The organism is Acinetobacter sp. 40AMC3-4 (genome assembly GCF_049898185.1).
GTDB lineage: Bacteria > Pseudomonadota > Gammaproteobacteria > Pseudomonadales > Moraxellaceae > Acinetobacter.
In genome coordinates this window covers 33,765-54,560 of record NZ_JAFCXG010000008.1, presented here as the reverse complement: position 1 = coordinate 54,560, position 20,796 = coordinate 33,765, and the positions used below count along the sequence as shown (strand labels likewise).

At 39.5% G+C, this 20,796-nt stretch carries 22 protein-coding genes and 1 pseudogene; 16 read left to right on the top strand and 7 right to left on the bottom strand.

Going from position 1 to position 20,796, the window contains the following annotated elements; genetic code table 11:
* Positions 1-562: 562 nt before the first annotated feature.
* The 15 genes and pseudogenes from ureE (at position 563) to ACP7BU_RS10580 (ending at position 12,198) form a co-directional block, all read left to right on the top strand.
* Positions 563-1,045: an urease accessory protein UreE gene (gene ureE / locus ACP7BU_RS10650; RefSeq protein WP_005090807.1), complete on the top strand. Its 483-nt coding sequence runs from the start codon at positions 563-565 to the stop codon at positions 1,043-1,045.
* Positions 1,032-1,697, top strand: coding sequence for an urease accessory protein UreF (locus ACP7BU_RS10645; protein ID WP_004778087.1), 666 nt, complete (start codon positions 1,032-1,034; stop codon positions 1,695-1,697). Before ureE ends, ACP7BU_RS10645 begins: the two co-directional genes overlap by 14 nt.
* Positions 1,698-1,715: 18 nt before the next feature.
* The gene (ureG, locus tag ACP7BU_RS10640; protein WP_425879903.1) at positions 1,716-2,330 is read left to right on the top strand and encodes an urease accessory protein UreG; all 615 of its coding nucleotides are present in this window, start codon (positions 1,716-1,718) and stop codon (positions 2,328-2,330) included.
* 12 nt (positions 2,331-2,342) lie between these two features.
* Complete coding sequence (locus tag ACP7BU_RS10635) at positions 2,343-2,915, top strand: HupE/UreJ family protein (RefSeq protein WP_004778083.1); 573 nt, start codon at positions 2,343-2,345, stop codon at positions 2,913-2,915.
* Between the two features lie 34 nt (positions 2,916-2,949).
* Positions 2,950-3,852: an urease accessory protein UreD gene (locus tag ACP7BU_RS10630; RefSeq protein ID WP_004778080.1), complete on the top strand. Its 903-nt coding sequence runs from the start codon at positions 2,950-2,952 to the stop codon at positions 3,850-3,852.
* 159 nt (positions 3,853-4,011) lie between these two features.
* Positions 4,012-4,314 carry an urease subunit gamma gene (ureA, locus tag ACP7BU_RS10625; protein ID WP_004778079.1) on the top strand — a complete coding sequence of 101 codons (303 nt, stop codon included), beginning with the start codon at positions 4,012-4,014 and terminating at the stop codon, positions 4,312-4,314.
* A 19-nt stretch (positions 4,315-4,333) separates the two neighbouring features.
* Positions 4,334-4,642: an urease subunit beta gene (locus tag ACP7BU_RS10620; protein WP_004778077.1), complete on the top strand. Its 309-nt coding sequence runs from the start codon at positions 4,334-4,336 to the stop codon at positions 4,640-4,642.
* An 89-nt stretch (positions 4,643-4,731) separates the two neighbouring features.
* On the top strand, positions 4,732-5,193 hold the full coding sequence (locus ACP7BU_RS10615; protein WP_425879904.1) for a GNAT family N-acetyltransferase: 462 nt from the start codon (positions 4,732-4,734) through the stop codon (positions 5,191-5,193).
* Positions 5,194-5,204: 11 nt separating this feature from the next.
* Positions 5,205-6,905, top strand: coding sequence for an urease subunit alpha (gene ureC / locus ACP7BU_RS10610; protein WP_425879905.1), 1,701 nt, complete (start codon positions 5,205-5,207; stop codon positions 6,903-6,905).
* A gap of 296 nt (positions 6,906-7,201) precedes the next feature.
* Positions 7,202-7,883, top strand: a pseudogene (locus tag ACP7BU_RS10605) (IS5 family transposase).
* 148 nt (positions 7,884-8,031) lie between these two features.
* Positions 8,032-8,994 (top strand): allantoinase PuuE, encoded by a 963-nt coding sequence (gene puuE, locus ACP7BU_RS10600; protein WP_425879906.1) that lies wholly within the window; start codon positions 8,032-8,034, stop codon positions 8,992-8,994.
* Positions 8,995-9,137: 143 nt separating this feature from the next.
* Complete coding sequence (gene uraD, locus ACP7BU_RS10595; RefSeq protein ID WP_005265718.1) at positions 9,138-9,641, top strand: 2-oxo-4-hydroxy-4-carboxy-5-ureidoimidazoline decarboxylase; 504 nt, start codon at positions 9,138-9,140, stop codon at positions 9,639-9,641.
* On the top strand, positions 9,638-9,958 hold the full coding sequence (gene uraH, locus ACP7BU_RS10590) for a hydroxyisourate hydrolase (RefSeq protein ID WP_000625767.1): 321 nt from the start codon (positions 9,638-9,640) through the stop codon (positions 9,956-9,958). Before uraD ends, uraH begins: the two co-directional genes overlap by 4 nt.
* A gap of 35 nt (positions 9,959-9,993) precedes the next feature.
* Positions 9,994-11,355 (top strand): nucleobase:cation symporter-2 family protein, encoded by a 1,362-nt coding sequence (locus ACP7BU_RS10585; RefSeq protein WP_000139429.1) that lies wholly within the window; start codon positions 9,994-9,996, stop codon positions 11,353-11,355.
* Between the two features lie 126 nt (positions 11,356-11,481).
* Positions 11,482-12,198, top strand: a complete 717-nt coding sequence (locus ACP7BU_RS10580; protein ID WP_004778009.1) for an outer membrane protein OmpK — start codon at positions 11,482-11,484, stop codon at positions 12,196-12,198.
* A gap of 125 nt (positions 12,199-12,323) precedes the next feature.
* On the opposite strand, the gene ACP7BU_RS10575 is transcribed toward ACP7BU_RS10580, so the two are convergent.
* Together ACP7BU_RS10575 and alc are read right to left on the bottom strand one after the other, a co-directional pair.
* A complete protein-coding gene (locus ACP7BU_RS10575; RefSeq protein WP_000250866.1) occupies positions 12,324-12,824 on the bottom strand; it encodes an ureidoglycolate lyase in 501 nt (166 codons plus the stop codon).
* 96 nt (positions 12,825-12,920) lie between these two features.
* Positions 12,921-13,928, bottom strand: coding sequence for an allantoicase (alc, locus tag ACP7BU_RS10570; protein ID WP_000212598.1), 1,008 nt, complete (start codon positions 13,926-13,928; stop codon positions 12,921-12,923).
* Between the two features lie 210 nt (positions 13,929-14,138).
* Between alc and hpxO the strand changes: the two genes are divergently transcribed.
* Complete coding sequence (gene hpxO / locus ACP7BU_RS10565; protein WP_425879907.1) at positions 14,139-15,296, top strand: FAD-dependent urate hydroxylase HpxO; 1,158 nt, start codon at positions 14,139-14,141, stop codon at positions 15,294-15,296.
* Positions 15,297-15,419: 123 nt separating this feature from the next.
* On the opposite strand, the gene ACP7BU_RS10560 is transcribed toward hpxO, so the two are convergent.
* From ACP7BU_RS10560 to ACP7BU_RS10540, 5 genes are all read right to left on the bottom strand, one after another.
* Entirely contained in the window at positions 15,420-16,346 is a 927-nt protein-coding gene (locus tag ACP7BU_RS10560) for a LysR family transcriptional regulator (RefSeq protein WP_005265716.1), read from the bottom strand.
* Between the two features lie 225 nt (positions 16,347-16,571).
* Positions 16,572-17,504, bottom strand: a complete 933-nt coding sequence (locus ACP7BU_RS10555) for an IS5-like element ISAha2 family transposase (RefSeq protein ID WP_425879908.1) — start codon at positions 17,502-17,504, stop codon at positions 16,572-16,574.
* Positions 17,505-17,693: 189 nt separating this feature from the next.
* A complete protein-coding gene (locus tag ACP7BU_RS10550) occupies positions 17,694-18,998 on the bottom strand; it encodes a nucleobase:cation symporter-2 family protein (protein WP_000185581.1) in 1,305 nt (434 codons plus the stop codon).
* Positions 18,999-19,018: 20 nt separating this feature from the next.
* The gene (locus ACP7BU_RS10545; RefSeq protein ID WP_425879909.1) at positions 19,019-19,810 is read right to left on the bottom strand and encodes an outer membrane protein OmpK; all 792 of its coding nucleotides are present in this window, start codon (positions 19,808-19,810) and stop codon (positions 19,019-19,021) included.
* A gap of 17 nt (positions 19,811-19,827) precedes the next feature.
* Positions 19,828-20,781: an isopenicillin N synthase family dioxygenase gene (locus tag ACP7BU_RS10540; RefSeq protein ID WP_151828614.1), complete on the bottom strand. Its 954-nt coding sequence runs from the start codon at positions 20,779-20,781 to the stop codon at positions 19,828-19,830.
* Positions 20,782-20,796 lie beyond the last annotated feature (15 nt).

Genomic DNA, 20,796 nt, shown 5'->3' with positions numbered 1-20,796 from the left:
CAAGAAAGTGGTTATAAATGTGGGCGGTTTTTGATGAATTTGAGAGGCTCAAAGCGGGTGGGAAATAGGGTGTATTTGGAATTTTTATTTTAAGTTATTGATTTTATTTGATGTGAATGTGGCTGGTTTCTTCGTGTTTTGTATTTTTTGTATTATCTCTGTGGTAGTTTAAATATGGCCCAAGGTATTGATGATGCTTTAGTAGAAATTTTAGGTGCTAAACAAATTAATGCCTTACGTAAGGCCGGTCACTACCGACGAGATGTGTATTAATGCTTAGCTAGATTGGCATAAATTCTATTTCTACAATCCTCCATCGATGGGGGGATTTTTTTATGGCCATCTGAATAATTATCGGCAATCACATATTTTTTAATAATTAAGATGTCTTGCACGAAGCAAATTTCAAAATAATTAGATAGACACGGCAAAAATAAAACGCTTGGCAAAATAAGATTGGCATGAATAGTGCATTATTTTAATGCAAATCATTCATTTAATGCTGAATTTAGCATCAATTTAGTTCACGAATCACGATAAAAGAAATTGAGATTGGGTATTTATGAAAATCTATACGGAAAGACTTGAGGGTAATGTCGTACAAGAAAATGTTGAGATAGTTGAACTGACATTTGATACACGACAAAAGAGCCGTTTTCGTGCAACTTTAGCTAACGGGCACGATATTGGTGCAGATTTACCCCGTACCGGCATTTTAAGGCACGGTTCATATATCGCAACTCAAGAGGGTGATGTACTGCGTGTCGATGCCAAAGCAGAAAAACTCATGAAAGTAGAAGCACCAAGCAGCTTTGATTTATTAAAAGCAGCGTATCACTTAGGTAATCGTCACGTCCCTTTAATGCTCACACCAACGGCGCTGTATTTTGAGCCAGATCATGTATTGGCTGAAATGATAATTGGACTTGGTTTAACGGTATATGAAACCATGCATCCATTTGAGCCTGAAAGCGGTGCTTATGCACAGCATCAGCATGATCACAGATTAAGCCCAATTAAGGCTTTGCATCATGTTCACACCTAATGCTTCACAGCTTTTAAGTCTGTTGACTTTGTCCTCAACGGCACTACCAATTGGGGCGTACTGTTATTCTCAAGGGGTAGAAAGTGCGATTGATCAGAGCTTAATTTTTGATGAAACCTCGAGCATTACTTATTTTGAAGAAGTGCTTGAAATGCTTTTGGTACGGTTTGAGCTGCCCGTTTTGAAACGCCTAATAATATCTTTTGATCAGCCTGAGCAGTTTGAATACTGGGCGCAGTTATATAGAGCAAGTCGAGAAAGCAAAGAGTTATTGGCTGAATCACAGCAATTGGCATTTTCATTAAATGCGTGGATTCGTGATGTGCTGAAAAAGCCTGTGAAATTAAAAAAGCAGATCGGTTTCGTACCCATCTATGCGCATCTTTGTGGGCAACTCGAACTTGATGTTGCAGAGGTTTTGACTGCTTATACCTTTACCGTACTTGAAAATCAGGTGTTGGCTGCCGTGAAAACTGTACCACTTGGACAGATGAGTGGACAACGGATTTTATGGCATGTGCATGGGCTGATTCCAGAGGCAATTGAACGTGCTTTAGCACTGCAAGATGCTGAACTCAGTAGCGCCTTACCTAATTACGCCATGCTCAGTATGGCACACGAAACACAATATTCACGATTATTTAGATCTTAAAAATAAAGGACATTTCACATGACAGAACGTAGCCCATTACGCGTAGGTATTGGCGGTCCAGTTGGTTCAGGTAAAACAGCGCTTACTTTAAATTTATGTCAGGCACTGCGTGAAAAATACAATATGGCGGTGGTGACCAATGATATTTATACCAAAGAAGATTCCAACTTTTTAACACGCCATGAAGCTATGTCACCTGAGCGTATTGTTGGTGTAGAAACAGGTGGTTGCCCGCATACCGCAATTCGTGAGGACGCCTCCATTAACCTAGCGGCTATTGATGACCTGTGCGAAAAATTTGATGGCCTTGAACTGATCATTATTGAAAGTGGCGGTGATAATTTGGCAGCAACATTTAGCCCGGAACTTTCAGATTTAACCCTGTATGTAATTGATGTGGCGGGTGGGGAGAAAATTCCGCGTAAAGGTGGCCCCGGTATTACCAAATCTGATTTGTTAATCATAAACAAAACCGACCTTGCACCAATGGTTGGAGTAAATTTAGATGTGATGGATCAAGACGCGAAACGTATGCGCGGTGAAAAACCTTTTCTATTTTCCAATATGAAAACTAAAGATGGCTTAAATGACATCATCAGCTTTATTGAGAAACAAGGTTTGTTTAAAGCATAAGGGGCATCCACTATGAAGTTATTATTGCAAAGAATTACCTTCACATCGTTGGCATTCTTTCCCTTGGTAGCAATGGCGCATCCAGGCCATGAGCATAGCCATAATAGTTTTATCAGCGGTTTTGTGCATCCATTTACAGGGCTTGATCATCTAATGATGGCGTTAGCATTTGGCGTATTGATTTGGACTGCACACCAGCGCTGGAAATGGGCCGGATTATTCGGTTTATCTGCCGCAATGATTGTCGGTTTTATGATCGGTGCACAATTCAACTTAGCAACAGCAATTGCTGAAAACGGCATTATTGCGTCGTTAATTGTATTGGCTGTTGCTCTTTGGACCAAAACCAATAAAGCCGTTCCTTTTATTGCTGCACTTTTGGCCGGTTTTCATGGCATCGCACATGGTACGGAACTTGGCCAAAGCGGTCAGGCAGTTTTACTGGTCGTTGGTATGGTTACAGCGATGGCATCTATATACGTATTCGGTTTGCTCGTCGGCGCATTTATTCAAAAATATGTGCCTTATGGTAAGCAAATGATTGGTGCTTTGACAGCTATTGTTGCTGTAATTGGTTTAGCTTGATGCCTCATTCATCTCAAATAATAGGGAGATGCAAATGAATGATCTGGTATTAAGCGAAACAAAATTTATATCGACACAACAGCAGCATAACAGCCAACTGTGGTATGCCTGTTTGGAACTTGGTTTTGCCTATCAAGTACAGTCAAATCGAACCGTATTACAGCATCGCAAGCATCATGGGCCTGTACGCGTTCAGAAGATGTTGTGGCCTGAAAAAACTGGTATTTGCCATGCAATTATTGTGCATCCACCAGCAGGAATTGCTGGCGGAGACCATCTGACTTTTGATATGAAAGTTGAGGCGAATGCGCATGCGTTAGTTACCACGCCCGGTGCAGGAAAATGGTACAAAACCAATGGCAAGCAAGCCTATCAGCATATTCATATACATGTCGCAGCACAGGCGACATTTGAATGGTTACCGCAAGAAACCATGCTTTTTGATGGTGCCAATGCAGACTCTGAAACACATATTCATCTAGATGAAATGGCCAGTTTTATTGGGTGGGATATGTTGGTCATCGGTCGACAAGCACGTGGTGAAATTTTTCAGCAAGGGCAATACCAAAGCAAATTTAGGCTGTATCGTGCAGACAAATTATTGGTTGCAGATAGTTTAAATTTTAAGGGGCAGGATCGGTGGCTTACATCCTGTTTAGGTATGAATGGACATGCTGTGATGGGAAGTTTCTGGGCAGTAGCACCATCGCGTTTAAGGCAAACAACATTACTGGCTGAACATATCGAATTAATCCGTGAATTGATTATGCGGATGAATCTAGCGGTGACTTTAACCCTGTTAGATGATGTGATTTGTGCACGTTATTTAGGCGATGATGTACGTGAATGCCATGATGCTTTTGCAGCAGTCCGTGCCCGTTTAAGACGCTATTGGTATGACCTAGCAGAAGAATTCCCACGGATTTGGCGCACTTAAGTTTTGCCATCATTGGAAAGTAGATAGGTCTAGCAAGATTAATAGATTAAGTGTTCATTTTACCTTTGGGTTAGGACACTAAAAATCAAAACGTGCGAGAGCGAAAGAAGAATTTGCACGCATTTTGCATTCTACATTTTAGAAGATTAGGAAATTGTTATGGAACTTAATCCAACTGAAAAAGATAAATTATTAATTTTTACCGCAGGCCTTGTTGCTGAGCGTCGTAAAGCGCGTGGATTAAAATTGAATTATCCAGAATCAATTGCATTTATTTCAGCAGCACTGCTTGAGGGCGCACGCGATGGCATGTCAGTGAGCGAGTTAATGCATTACGGCACAACCTTGTTAAGTCGTGAAGATGTCATGGATGGTGTCGCGGAAATGATTGCAGAAGTGCAGGTCGAAGCTACTTTTCCAGATGGTTCAAAGTTAGTCACAGTTCATCAACCCATTGTCTAATAAAAATAAGGAGTAAGCCATGATTCCTGGTGAAATTATTACGCCTGATTCAGACATTGAAATGAATGTCGGACGAGAAACACTGAAAATGCGTGTTGCTAATGCAGGCGATCGACCAATTCAAGTCGGTTCTCATTTTCACTTTGCTGAAGCCAATGATGCTTTGCAATTTAATCGAGAGCAAGCTAGAGGCTATCGACTCAACATCGCTGCTGGAACAGCAGTTCGTTTTGAACCGGGCCAAAGTCGAGATATCGAATTGGTTGCACTTGCAGGTAAACGTGAGGTGTATGGGTTTGCAGGGCGTGTTATGGGTAAATTGGATTAACTATTTTTATGCTCAAGTGTCTTGTTGAACAATTAAATTATTGTTAGTAATAAGTTCAATAAGTACATGAAAAAGCATAAGAGAATTAAATGTTAATAATGAAAATACGCCCAGCAACTGTTGATGATGTTGAAGCCATCGCTGCTGTTATTGAACCTTTTGTCGATTATGTTGTCGTGACTGAAGAAGGACGTGAACGCTTTAAACCTGATATGTTGAAAAACATCTTCCAACAACCACTTATTCATTATTTTGTGGCAGAAATTAATGAAGAAATCGTTGGGAATTTGGCGTATATCGCTCCATCTCATGTCATGCATTATTTCTTAAAAGCTGAATATCACGGTCAAGGTTATGGTCGACAAATGTGGGACTTTTTAGAGCAAGAAATACTTAAAAATGATCCCGATATAATCACAATAAATTCAAGTCATTATGCACTCGATATTTATAAAAAATATGGATTTGAAGTGGTCGGTGCGCTAACGGAGAAATGGGGTATTCAATTTATTCCGCTGCAAAAGCTGCTAAAGCCAAAAAATCTAGAATAGGAAATATATTAATGAAAATGTCTCGCCGTGCTTATGCGGAAATGTTTGGCCCTACAGTAGGTGATAGAGTTCGCTTAGCTGATACAGAATTGTTTATTCAAGTTGAACAAGACCTCACGACTTATGGTGAAGAAGTTAAATTTGGCGGTGGCAAGGTCATTCGCGATGGTATGGGACAGTCACAATTATTGTCTGATGAGGTCGCTGATACCGTCATTACCAATGCTTTAATTGTCGATTGGTGGGGTATTGTCAAAGCCGATGTTGGACTTAAAAATGGTCGTATCTGGAAAATAGGTAAAGCAGGTAACCCTGATATTCAACCTGACATTACAATTCCTTTAGGTGCAGCAACTGAAGTCATCGCAGGTGAAGGACAAATCTTAACGGCGGGAGGGATTGATACTCACATTCATTGGATTTGCCCACAACAAGTTGAAACAGCACTAATGTCAGGCACAACTACAATGATTGGTGGTGGTACAGGCCCCGCCGCAGGAACATCTGCAACCACAGTAACTCCAGGCCCATGGCATATTGCGACCATGCTACAAGCTATTGATGATTTACCTATGAATATTGGTCTGTTAGGTAAAGGCAACTTGAGTCAGCCAGAACCAATCGCTGAACAAATCAAAGCCGGTGTGGTGGGTTTAAAATTACATGAAGACTGGGGATCGACGCCAGCCGCGATTGATAACTGTCTAAGTGTGGCGGATCAATACGATGTACAAGTTGCCATTCACACAGACACACTAAATGAAAGTGGCTTTCTAGAAGAAACCTTAGCAGCATTTAATAACCGGACCATCCACACTTACCATACTGAGGGTGCGGGCGGTGGTCACGCACCAGATATTTTAAAAGCAATTGGTCAACCCAATGTTTTACCATCTTCAACCAATCCCACACGTCCATATACCGTCAATACCATTGATGAACATTTAGATATGTTGATGGTTTGCCACCATTTAGACCCTGCAATTTCTGAAGATGTTGCTTTTGCTGAAAGTCGGATTCGCCGTGAAACTATTGCTGCAGAAGATATCTTGCAGGATATGGGCGCAATTGCCATGATGTCTTCCGACTCGCAAGCGATGGGGCGTGTGGGTGAAGTAATATTACGTACTTGGCAGACAGCACATAAAATGAAAGTGCAACGCGGCCCACTCGAAGGTGATAATCAAAATCACGATAACAATCGTGTGAAGCGCTATATTGCTAAATATACGATTAATCCTGCCATTACCCATGGATTAAGCCATGAAGTTGGTTCGATTGAAGTGGGTAAATTAGCCGATATTGTTTTATGGAAGCCTGCATTTTTTGGTGTTAAGCCCTCGATGATTATTAAAGGCGGAATGATTGCAGCTGCGCCGATGGGTGATATTAATGCTTCAATTCCAACGCCACAGCCTGTGCATTATCGTCCGATGTTTGGCGCTTACCCTCGTGGCGTACATAACACCTGCATTACCTTTTTATCGCAAGTGGCAATAGAGCAAGGCATACATGAACAATTGGCTTTAAAGAAGTTGATTAGTCCTTGTAAAGCCACGCGTAATATCTCGAAAGCAGATATGAAGTTAAATACTTATTGTCCTGTAATGGAGGTTGACCCTGAGATTTATGAAGTACGTGCAGATGGTGTGCATTTGACTTGTGAGCCTGCGGAAGTGTTACCAATGGCGCAGCGTTACTTCTTATTTTAATCATTTCCAAAACACTATTTCACAAAGCCTTTCTGAATATGAAAGGCTTCTCTTTTTTAAATTTTAGTATTTTTGAAAAGTAAATAATCTTTAAAATATGAAAATACGACTACCTCTATAAGGGCTAACAATCCAAAAAATGTAAAATTTAATAATTTATGATTATACCCATCTACCAATAAGTGTAAAAAACAAATGAAATCATGATTCCACAGGCAAGTCTTAAAAGATTAATGCAGATAGGCTTTGTTGCACAAACCTATCTGTAAAGGCTTTTTCAGCGATATAATTTTCAAATGAAGAAGCCTACACACAAAATCTACCGCACAACCAATTGGCCCGCATATAACCGAGCACTCATGAGTCGCGGAAATATTGCCATTTGGTTTGATCCTGCTACGCAATGGTATGCTCCATCAAAAGGCAAACAAGGGCGAAATCAAACCTACTCCGACGCAGCTATCCAATGCTGCTTAATGATTAAATCCTTATTCCGTCTATCTTTACGTATGGTCACTGGCTTTGTGCAAAGTCTGATTAAACTTTGCGGATTAAATTGGACCGCACCAGATTACAGTACGCTTTGTAGAAGACAAAAGCATTGAGCAGATTGACTCTGTTTATACCGATGGAGCTTATGACACCAAGCAATGCCGTCAGGTCATTGCAGATCGGCAAGCACATGCGGTGATTCCACCTAGAAAAAATGCGAAACCATGGAAAGATACAAAGAGTAGCTCGCTAGAGCGAAATGAATTACTTCGAACAGTTAAACGTTTAGGCAGGACATTATGGAAAAAATGGTCAGGCTATCATCGCCGCAGTTTGGTGGAAACCAAGATGCATTGCATCAAATTATTAGGCGATAAATTAATGGCAAGAAGCTTTCCTAGTCAGGTGAATGAAATTCATGCACGTGTAGCAGTCCTCAACAGATTTACGGAATTAGGTCGACCACTTACCCAAGTTACGCCTTAAATTTGGCTCAATTAGGGGCGCTTTGCATTTCAAATCTTTGTGCAACAAAGCCGAAAGGAAATAAAACTTGTATACTAAGTTTTGGCGCACTAATTGCTTAATTCATTCTATTTTTTGACTGTTTGATATAACAAATTAGGAAGTGGATGTGACAGCAACATATTTACGTGGGCAAGATCTGATAGACCAGATTCAACAACAAGACTATTCCAGAGATCTGATTGGCTATCATGGAGAACCACCCAAAGTGGAATGGCCAAATGGTGCTCGTGTCGCGGTTCAGTTTGTATTGAACTATGAAGAAGGCGGTGAAAACCATGTAGAACATGGTGATGCAGGTTCAGAACAGTTTTTGTCAGATATTATTGGCGCGGCCAGTTTTCCAGACAAACACATGTCGATGGATTCCATGTACGAATATGGCTCACGAGCGGGCTTTTGGCGCATTCACCAAGAGTTTAAAAAACGCCAACTCCCCATGACCATTTTCGGTGTGGGTATGGCTTTGGCACGCAATCCTTACATTGTGAAAGCGATTAAAGCAGCCAATTATGATGTCGTATCGCATGGTCAACGTTGGTTGCATTATCAAGATATGCCAATCGAACAAGAACGCCAACATATGGATCAAGCTATTAGCGTGCTTGAAACGCTATTTGGTAAAACACCAATCGGTTGGTATACCGGACGTGATAGCCCGAATACTCGAAAATTACTTGCTGAATTTCCTCAGATTCAATATGACTGTGACTATTATGGCGATGACTTACCATTTTGGAGCACAGTGACGAATGTAGATGGTGCAACACGTCCGCATTTAATCATTCCATATACACTTGAAAGTAATGATATGAAGTTTTGCTCGCCGGGTGGTTTTAATAGTGGTGAGCAATTTTATCAATACCTTAAAGATGCCTTTGATGTGTTATATGCCGAAGGTGAAACTGCGCCAAAAATGCTATCTATTGGTATGCACTGTCGTATTTTAGGGCGACCAGGACGCTTTAAAGCACTACAAAGATTCTTAGATTATGTGCAATCGCATGAAAAAGTATGGGTTTGTCGTCGTGCCGATATTGCAGAACATTGGATAAAACACCATGCACCGTAATAAAAAAAATAAAGAAGAAAGAGAGGCTTAGCGCCTCTTTTTTTGTGCCTATAAAAAGCAATTTGTCTAAGAAATAAGGGATTGGCATTGATATTGCAAAACATGTTTTGAACGAACATTAAATATTTTTAGGCGATTTAATAGTGCAACTTGTTGAATTTAATCAAGCATCCGAAGCCGATGTAAAAACATTTTTAAAGCACTGTGTGCAAATTGAAAGCTGGGCGAATGAGCTGCTCAGTCAGCGTCCGTATGCATCATTAGACAGTATTTTGGAATACGCGGCTCAAGCTGCTCGTACATGGTCGTGGGAAGAAATTAAATCTGCTTTAGATAATCACCCGCGTATTGGTGAAAAAAAAGCCCAAGCTGAACTTTCTGAATTAGAAAAGAATTTTTCCAACCGTGAACAATCCGCTATTTCAGCCGATGAAGAAACACAAATGGCATTGCTCAAAGGCAACATCGCTTATGAAAAAAAGTACGGCTATATCTTCTTAATTAAAGCTTCAGGCTTAAGCAGTGAAAATGTATTACAAGCATTGCAGTACCGTCTGCTGAATGATCCAGAAACTGAAAAGCGTATTGTCCATCATCAATTGGCTGAAATTGCCTTATTAAGATTAAAACAGGAGCTAAGTGCATGATCAGCTCACATATTTTAGATACAAATCTGGGGAAACCTGCTGCCAATGTCTTGATTAAATTATTCAATGCAGACGGTATGTTACTTGGTGAAGGGCAAACCAATGCAGATGGCCGTGTGACCGACTTTGGTTTAAGCGAATTTTCTACGGGTAGCTATAGCTTAGAGTTTGCCACAGCGGACTATTTTGAAAGTCTTAATACCGAAACTTTTTTCCCAAAAGCAGTGATTCATTTCTTAGTAAAAGATGCCTCACAGCATTTTCATATTCCTTTGTTGATTAGCCCTTTTGCCTATTCAACATATCGCGGTAGCTAAAAACAGCATCATAAAACGGATCGGGGGATATAAAAATGACAGAACAAAATCAAACAGTTTCACCAGAACATGAATATTTAGGTGCAGGGAAAAGCCTAGCTTATGGCTTACAACATGTATTGACGATGTATGGCGGTATTATTGCGCCGCCACTGATTATTGGTACAGCCGCAGGACTTGAACCTGCACAAATTGGTTTATTAATTGCAGCAGCATTATTTGTCGGTGGTTTAGCCACGATTTTACAAACGGTCGGTGTGAAATACATCGGTGCAAAATTACCCCTAGTTCAAGGCGTATCCTTTGCTGGTGTGGCAACGATGATTGCCATAGTCACTGCAGGTGGTGGGCTTTCGGCAGTATATGGTGCGGTTATTGTTGCTTCATTAATCGGTTTCTTTTTAGCACCATATTTTTCAAAAATTATTCGTTTTTTCCCGCCAATCGTGACCGGCTGCGTGATTACCGTGATTGGTTTGTCATTGCTACCTGTCGCAGTACGTTGGATGATGGGTGGAAATAGCAAAGCGCCTGATTGGGGCAGTGCTGAAAATATTAGTTTGGCTTTTCTAACTTTAGCCATTGTCATTGTGCTGAATATTACTCGAAACGCTACAATTCGTCGTTTATCCATCTTATTAGCAATTGTGCTAGGTACAGTGCTGGCATATGCGATGGGCTTTGGCGATTTCTCAAAAGTCGCAAATGGCAATTGGATTCAATTCCCAAGTTTCTTTGCCTTTGGTATGCCAACATTTGAACTGAGTGCCATTATTGCCATGCTAATTGTGACATTGGTGATTATGACTGAAACTACAGCTGATATTATCGCTGTTGGTGAAATTGTCGGTACCAAAGTCGACGCTGAACGTATTACCAATGGGCTACGTGCCGATATGCTTTCAAGTGCAGCAGCACCAATATTTGGCTCATTCATGCAAAGTGCCTTTGCACAAAATGTAGGCTTGGTCGCGATTACTGGTGTAAAAAGCCGTTTTGTTGTTGCAGCGGGTGGCTTAATTTTAGTTGTATTGGGTATTTTACCAATTATGGGCCGTTTGATTGCTGCAATTCCTGTACCGGTATTGGGTGGCGCAGGTTTGGTATTGTTCGGTACAGTGGCTGCAAGTGGTATTCGTACTTTAGCTAAAATTGATTATAGTGAGCAAAAGAACCTAATCATTGTTGCTACAGCAATTGCCGCAGGTATGATTCCAATTATTGATCACTCATTCTATGCGAACTTCCCAAAATGGGTACAAACCCTGTTCCATTCAGGTATTAGTTCAACGTGCCTCATGGCCATCGTATTAAATATTGTGTTTAACCATCTAAACTTTTTTAAAAGTAAAGAAGTGAATAAAACCAGCAATATTGTTATAGATAGTCATCACTAAGCTATTCAAAATAAATAAAAAAAGCTCACATTAATGTGGGCTTTTTTTATTAAAAAATCTAATATTGGCTTTGTTTTTGCTAAATAAATTACTCAAAACGTATTTATCGCTAGGAAAAACAATTTAATGAAATTTATGCCTCTTTCAGCTGCAATTCTATGCACTATTTCAGCCAACTCTATCTTTGCAGCCCCAATCTGGCAAGACTTCAGTATTACCGGTCTATATGGCACCGACTATCAGCTCATTGCAAAAGAAGACAAACAAACCACTGTGACATTTGAATACGCGTCAAAGCTTAAATATGGTGATTTCTTCATTTTTGCCGACCGTACACATAATGACGTCGGCGATCAAACCTATTTTGAAGCATCACCACGATTGAGTTTAGGCGCTGTAACGGGTAAAGAACTTAAATTTGGCCCTGTAAAAGATGTATTGCTTGCAACCACTTGGGAAGCGGGTAGCAACATGGATAATTTTCTCTATGGTATTGGCTTAGACTTTGATGTGCCATATTTTCAATATGCAAAATTAAATTTATATAAAGTGAATAATGATACTAAAGCTGATGACTATCAAATGACGCTTACCTATGCCATACCTTTTAAAATTGGCTCAGAATCTTTCTTAGCAGATGCTTTTCTGGATTGGTCAACTGCGGAAAAAGGCTCAGCCAGTGAGATGAACTGGACCAGTCAATATAAATGGAATGTGGGGCAACATATTTCCCCAGATACACGCCTGTATGTAGGCGTTGAGCATTCAGTTTGGAATAATAAATATAATATTAAAGGTAAAGATGAAAATAACGTCAGTGCGCTAGTGAAATATCACTTCTAATTGATTCGTTAAAACCGTACATCGTTACACAACATACTGCACAAGACTTAAAAGCCCCACGGATGGGGCTTTTAATTTCTGAGACAATTTTAAATTGAGGTTTCAATTTCAATGATAGTTTAAATTTATGCCACGATATTGAGTACTTCATTAAACTGATAAACATCACAATTATGTCCAATACCAATACGATCAACCACGGCAAAGTTACTTGGCGCCTCTAAAGTTAATAGAGGGTGATGCCATGTACCTGCATGGTAGTTAACACCTTGTGTACCATCTGAAATAAAAGCACAGAGTTTTGAAATATCAGGCGTTTGATCATCCAATGCAGGTGCCACCACAATTAAAAAAGCCTGACCTTGCATCGGGATAAAAGCTTGTGAGCCATTCGGATGTCGCTCAAGCATCGAAACCGAAAAAGGAATTTCTGTCTGTTTAATATTACGAAAAATACTAATACCTGCATGTGCTTCACCGAAGATTTCAGTGGTTACAAGGGCATGATAACGCTCGGTATGTGCATCATTGATATGAAAAAAATCCTGTCCTCCGCAGCAAATCACCTCACCAAAAGGGGCAAAGTTTTCAATGCTCAGGGGCTGTAGCTGAATTGTTTGAACCATGTGTAATTCTTTTATTGTCTATATCAAGTGTAGGAGAAGAAGGATAAAACCACAGTACTTATCCTTCTCGATGTAGAAAGTATTCAAGCTTTCAATTTAGCTTTTGGTTTTACCCCACAAACGAATACGGCTGATACCACCATCTGGAATCATATTAATGCGAATATGCGAGATCTTTTCATGTTGCAAAATTTCGTTTACAAAGCTATGAATATGATCCATTTGCATGTCTTGTGCTTCAAGCAAAAATGGCCAGAACATACTTTGTGGAATTAATTGTGGATCAGTTGCATCTTTAACATATACGGCTTGAATAGAGACTTGGGCTGGAAAGTTGCCTTTAAAGTGTGCCGTATCGATATCAATTTTTTCAATTGCACCAGTTTGACCCAAAGCCAAAATACACCAATCAAAGCCCGGTGCACGACGACGTTTGGTTTCCCAACCATCACCCATATTAATTCCGCGACCTGGGTTAATCAGATTACGTGGATGACCAAAATGTGCATCGCTATAAGCAATTACACGTCCACCATTTTCTAAAGCAACTAAATCAATTGTTGCAGTGTGATCTTGTTGTTGAACGCTCACTTCACCATACACTTTAAAACGAGCAACACCACCATCAGGAAAAATATTTAAACGCACATGAGTAAAAACTTGGTCAGCTGTAATCGGCAAAACATGATGCTGACTTGGGCCAAGTACGTTGTTCTCTAATATGTTCAACCATTCAGCTTGAGCAAGATCGCCATCAGGGGCGTAGCAGGCTTCAACTGAAGCTGAAGCAGGGTAATTCCCAGTGAAGAAGGTAGTGTCAATATCTAAAGCCTTAATATGCCCAGCTACGCCCAATTGAATAATTGCCCAGTCATAACCTGTGTGACGTTTACGGCGCGTTTCCCAACCATCCATCCATTTACCATGGTCATCGAATTTATCTTCAACAAAAATTGGCGCGTCAAATTGAAGCATACGTTTTGCTTCTGCGAAAAATTCATCTGAACATTCAATAATTTTTGCACCAATACGGTCATCTGCCAAATTGGTAAGTGTCTGTAATTGTGCAGGAATATCAAAATCGGGTGCTAATAAAGTCGCCATATATTAAATCCATTCGCTATTTTCTTTCAAAATTCATGCTTTGCGCTATCGTGCTACAAAAAATTTAACAAACGATAAAAACAAGCATTTACACGCGTTTAGATGCACAGCGTGTGCCAACTTTGGATTTTTTTCAGGGCGCTTTATAAAAAATGGCACGCTTTTAGCATTTTATGACTTAGAAACTTATAAAACACAGGGGAATTATAGATGGAAATTACAATTATTGGTGCAGGTATGGCGGGTCTAACTACAGGCATCGCACTAAAAAAATTCGGACACCAAGTAACCATCTATGAACAGGCAGAACAAATTTTACCGGTGGGTGCTGCTATTTCGTTATGGTCTAACGGTGTGAAATGTCTAAATTATTTGGGTTTGACAGAGCAAGTTGAAAAGCTTGGCGGCAAAATGGATAACCTTGCTTATATTGATGGTCTGACGGGCGATGTGATGACCCAGTTTAGCCTTTATCCATTGATTGAAGAAGTCGGGCAACGACCATATCCGGTATCACGTGCGGAACTTCAGAATATGTTAATGGATGAATTTGGTCGTGAAGATATTCATCTAGCTAAGAAAATGATTTCTTTTGTTGAAGAAGGAGAGTGTGTAAAAATTCAATTTGCAGATGGTAGCGAAATAGAATCTGATCTATTGGTGGGTGCAGACGGTACACACTCAATTACTCGTGCCTATGTTTTAGGTGAGCAAGTTGAGCGACGCTATGCAGGCTATGTCAATTGGAATGGTCTCGTTGATGTCTCAGACGATTATGCCGCAGCAGATCAATGGACAACGTTTGTAGGTGAAGGCAAACGTGTTTCACTGATGCCAGTGGCGAATAATCGTTTCTATTTCTTTTTTGATGTGCCGTTAGCTGTTGGTCTTGAAAATGATCGTAGCCAATACAAAGCTTTATTCAAACAATACTTTAAAGGATGGTGTGAGCCTGTCCAAAAGTTAATTGATGCAGTCGATGTGCAAAAGACCAATCGTGTAGAAATTCACGATATCGAACCATTTGCCGATTTTTACAAAGGTCGAGTGGTGATTGTAGGTGATGCAGCGCACAGTACAACACCTGATATTGGTCAAGGCGGCTGCCAAGCGATGGAAGATGCTATCTATTTGGCACGTTCATTGCAAATTAATACCTTAGGTTTACAAGATTCTTTACGTCGCTATCAGAACAAGCGTAATGAACGTGCCAATGAGTTGGTACTTCGTGCCCGTAAGCGCTGTGATGTGACACATATGAAAGATGAAGCGGTGACCCGAGAGTGGTATGAAGAGTTACGTAAAGAACAAGGCAATCATATTATGAAGGGAATTATTAGTAACATTGTCGGTAATCCACTCGACTAAGCTGTAAGACACAAAAAGAAATGTAAAACTAAAAGGTTAGCTTTCAGCAGCCAGTGTGAATATTCACACTGGCTTTTTTTAGCTATTTAGAAACATTAGATTGAAGAGCAAAGGATTAAATGTTTAAGGAAGTTGCTTTAATTGCAATTTGATTTCTTCCATTTTTTCGACCAATAAATTTACCATTATTTGTGAAAGACGAGATGTTTGACGTTTTGAAGCGACGCACAGTGCAATGGTTAAACGATGCATACCTTTTTCACGAATGGGCTTAAATACGATCTTTTTTGAGTTTAAAAGTGGTAATGCATCCATATATGACATTAAGCCAATGCCTAATTGTTGTTGAATTAATGATGTTATCATTCTAATGTCATTACATTCTATCTTTTGTATAGGATTAAATTTGTGATGTTTATAGAGTGTATGTACATAATCACTGATGACTAAGGGCTCACTTGGCATGATATGACGCTCATTTAAAGTGTCAGATAAATAGATTTTATCCATGCCGGCTAAGGTGTGATGTGGTGATAAAACATAGCCTAAAGGAATTTCAATAAAGGATAAGATTTCTAATTGATTGTGACTTTTAGGATTTAAGATAATGCCAAAATCTAATTCTGCATCAATGATTTTTCTCGATATTTCTTCACTGCTATTCATACTGATATTGAGATTAATCCATGGATAGCTTTCAGCCATGCGTTGAATACAATCCACGACAAAACCATCATTTAGGGCAGAAATAAAACCCATTTCAATATTGCCGCGACTTAATCCTTGAATTTCATCAAATCGAATTCGAGTCAGCTGATATTCTTTTTGCCATTTAAGCAAATCAGCATAAAGTAATTCACCTGCTAACGTTAGCTTCAGCCCCTGCGGTAAACGCTCAAATAAAGCAACGCCTAACTCTTCTTCAGCAAGAACAATTTGCCGATGCACTGCAGAGACTGAAATAAAAAGCTGTTCTGCGGCTTTACGTAAACTGCCAGTACGGGCAACAGCCATAAAATATTCAGAAAATCGGGAAAAGGTAATCGACATACAGCTATTCAATCTCACGGGCAGTTTACAAAGTACTTATCCATGCTTAAGCGATTTTCATGCCATAACTTTTGATTTTTTCAATTCATTCTGCTTTTGTGTTCTAAAAAACAGAACATTGTATGCAAATCATTCTAATAGACAGAAATGCTATCCAAACGTATTTTTGACTGGCTTTGTTGCACAAAGATTTAAAAGATAACACTCTGCTCATTTGAACAGAATTCAAGTGACAACTTGGGTATGAGGACGACCTAATTCTGTAAATTTGTTCAATACGGCTATGCGTGCATGAATCTCATTCACCTGACTAGAAAAACTCCTTGCTGTTAATTTATCACCTAATAGTTTGATGCAATGCATCTTGGTTTCAACTAAACTTCGACGATGATAACCAGACCATTTTTTCCAAAGCGTTCTTCCTAAACGTTTAACTGTTTTCAGTAACTCATTCCGCTCTAAAGATCTCAATTTCTGATCTTTCCATGGTTTTGCATTTTTTCTTGGCGGAATGAGCGCATGTGCATCTCGATCTAGAATGACTTGTCTGCAGTGCTTCGTGTCATAAGCACCATCGGTATAGACCGAATCAATTCGTTCATCTAAGGGAATTTGAGCAAGTAAATCACCGAGTACTTGCGAATCGCTCACATTATTTGTAGTAAGCTGTACTGCACGTATTTGCAAGGTTTCAGCATCGATGCCAATATGAAGCTTACGCCATTGGCGACGATATTCAGGTCCATGTTTCTTACGTTTCCACTCACCTTCACCTAGAAACTTTAAGCCAGTTGAGTCGACGAGTAGATGTAGCCCATCACTACTTTTTTGATAGCTAATCGCAATATCAATATGTTTTTGTCTTCGACAAAGCGTACTGTAATCTGGTACGGTCCAATTTAATCCACAAAGTTTAATCAGACTTTGAACAAAACCTGTGACCATGCGTAAAGAGAGTCTAAATAAAGATTTGATCATTAAACAGCATTGAATAGCCGTATCGGAGTAAGTTTGATTTCGACCTTGCTTGTTTTGTGGTTGTGCATACCACTGAGTGTTTGGATCAAACCAAATGGAAATGTTGCCCCGATTAATGAGAGCGCGATTATAGGAAGACCAGTTGGTTGTACGATAAGTTTTAGGAGTAGGTTTATTCATTTTGAAATTATAGGACTGAATAAACCTTATAGGCTAGGTTTGTGCAACAAAGCCATTTCTGAAGATACTATTCATCGGCTTTGTTGCATAAATATGTAAGCATCTGATTTAAATAAATTTAATTTTGGATCAAAAAATAATCAAAACTTTTAAAATCATATAGTTATGAAATCTTTGTGCAACAAAGCCCTATTCATCCAATATCCGCTGTTTTCGATTGAGAACAGCATTCAAAATCACAGCACAAAAAGCCGTTAGCAAAATTGGGCTGTTTAACAGAGGTGAAAGATAAGATGGTAGTTGTGAGAAAATAGTAGGTGAGAATACAGGCAACATACCTATGCCGGCACTGACTGCAATGATGTAGAGATTATTCACATTTTGAAAGTCGACACGCTGCAGTACTTTGATACCATTAGATGTCACCATCCCAAACATAAACAATGCGGCTCCACCTAGAACACATGAGGGTATAGACGCAACAAAGTAAGCTATTTTAGGAAATAGACCTAAAAGGATTAAAAACACACCAGCTAAAGCACATACACTGCGATTCTTAACACCTGTGATCGCTAGCAAACCGATGTTCTGAGCATAGGATGTATACGGGAAGATATTAAAAATCCCACCAATCATTGTGCCAAGGCTGTCAGCTCTAAAACCGCGAGTCAATTTTTCCTGATCCACTTCTTCTTCAACAATTTCACCTACAGCCATGAACATCCCAGCTGTTTCAATGAAAATAACCAGCATGACTACGCACATAGTCAAGACAGCCCAAAAGTTAAACTCTGGAATACCGAAGTGAAATGGCATCACCCAACCTAACCATGGGCTTTCATCTATCTTGTCTAAAGAGATGAGGCCAGAAAATGCAGCGATGATATAACCAATTCCCATCCCGATTAGAACTGAAATGTTGCCCAAAAAGCCTTTAACATAACGGCTGATGATAATAATGCTTAATAGAACACAGGCAGCGATAGATAAGTACAATGGATTTCCAAAGTCTTTTACCCCATATCCGCCAGCGGACCATGTGCCTGCAATACCAATGAGAGATAGACCAATCACAAGAATTTGAGTTCCTGTCACCACGGGAGGGAAGAATCGTATTAACTTTCCAATAAATGGTGAAATCAGGAAGCCAAAGATCCCTGCGATAATGATTGCCCCAAATACACTTAGTAGTCCCATATCTGGATTAGTCCCAATTGCAATCATTGGGCCTACTGCAGTAAAGGTAACTCCCATCATAATGGGAAAGCGAATACCTACATTTTTAAAACCAATAGTTTGAATGAGGGTGGCAATGCCACAAACAAATAGATCTGCAGTAATTAAGAAAGCAATTTCTGCAGTGCTTAACCCTAAAGCTCCTCCAACAATTAGGGGAATTGAAACAGCACCTGCATACATTACCAAGACGTGCTGGATACTGAGAAAAATCATGGAGCTTGGTTTTAAGTTATTGGCTGTGATTGTGTTAGTCATATATGTTTTTCTCCTTCAGCCTAAAAGGTATATTTGACGATGAAACTAGTAGCATTTTGATTAGTTTTAAAATATGGAGTGTCTTCGATTAAGAATTTGTTTTTCCAATAGTCGTATTCAATACCTGCTGCTAATTTTTTTGGGCTTAAGCCTAGATGAGGGCTAAGGTCATATTTGATTTGTGGGTTAAAGTGAAAGTCGGAAGAGTTATTACCTTTGGAATTGACTACCCAATCAATGTATCCATCAAAAATGATTGATGATTTAAGAAATGGGACGGTATATGACCAGCAAGGAGTGATTTGCCATTGTCCACTTGGGGTGTTTCCATCGTCTGGAATGCGATAGTAAAAATTAAGGGTGAAATAATCAAATCCTCTGATATCAAGGTCAAAACCTGGACCAACTAAATAAGTCCACATATCGTCATAACCAGGCTGATCTTGGATGCTTAAGTCAAAGCTTGTAGCTATTAGGACATCTTTCACTGGCCCAAAGCTCAAATTCGTATTGGTTAGTTTTCCTATTGAAAAGCGGGGAGCAATTTCTGTATAGACCGCATTATGACCTTGGGAAGCAGTCTTTTCACCGTCAAACCAATAAGTGTCGACAAATAGATAGAGATCCCCCCATTTCCAACTGCTCGCATGTTCAAAAGTAATCGTTTCATGTGTATCTGGTTCAACTTCAAAACCTTTACCGTAAAGTGCAGAAATACTATTGGATTGCCAATTTAACCATGATTCCTCAGCAAAAGAATAAGTGCTTATTAAACATGTGCTTAAAAATAGATAGGGCGCATTTTTTTTCATATAATTGTTTCCGATATTCAAACTTCAGCACGATGTTTGTAGGTTGCACTAAAACGTGATTGCAAATATTCCATACTAGTAATTGGTAAGTACTTAGGAGGATTTGATTCGTTATAACAGTTAGGTAGGCAGCGAATTATCGTTTTTGGACTAGGTTGTATGAAAAATGGAAATGAGAATCTTTGTTTTCCTTTAGGACTCGAAACGCGATGAGGTGTCGATTTATAGAGATCATTTGACCATCGTGCCATCATATCTCCGATATTGATTACATAGGTGTTAGGTATAGGAGGAGCATCGATCCAATTACCATTTACATCCTGAACTTGTAATCCACCTACTTCATCCTGAGCCAAAATAGTTACACACCCATAATCAGTATGTGTTCCCGCTTTAAAACCTTGAGAGTCTGTATTGTCTAAGGTAGGCGGATAATGAATTAACCGGAGAAAACATAGGCTGTCTTGCAGACAATGATCAAAATAATTTTGCGGAAGACCAATGGCATGAGACATGGCATTAAGCAATATTTTTGCTAAATCCACCATTTCATCAAAATACTCTTCTGTAGCTACTTTCCACCCTTCAATATTTGGATAAACATTTGGTCCCCTTAGAGGTTCTTGATTAATGACTTCGGGATGATTAGCTTCTAAATGGACACCCATGTCATATATTTCTTTAAAGTCTTCAGGTAAGTCAGGGTTCAGTTGTTCTACTCCTAATGCACCATATCCTCTATGTGCAATTTTATTCTTTTGAATATCTATTTCTAATTTCTCTTGTAGAGGCTTACTAAAAAACTCTTTAGCTAAACTTTGAACTTCTGCAAGGTGATTCGGTTTATAACCACTGATATAGAAGAATCCCCATTCACGACATGCTTGGTCAATTTGGTTGCATATATCTGCATAATCAGGATGGTTAACGTCATAAAGAGGTGCAATGTCGATAACTGGTAATTTTTTCATGGGAAACTCCTTATT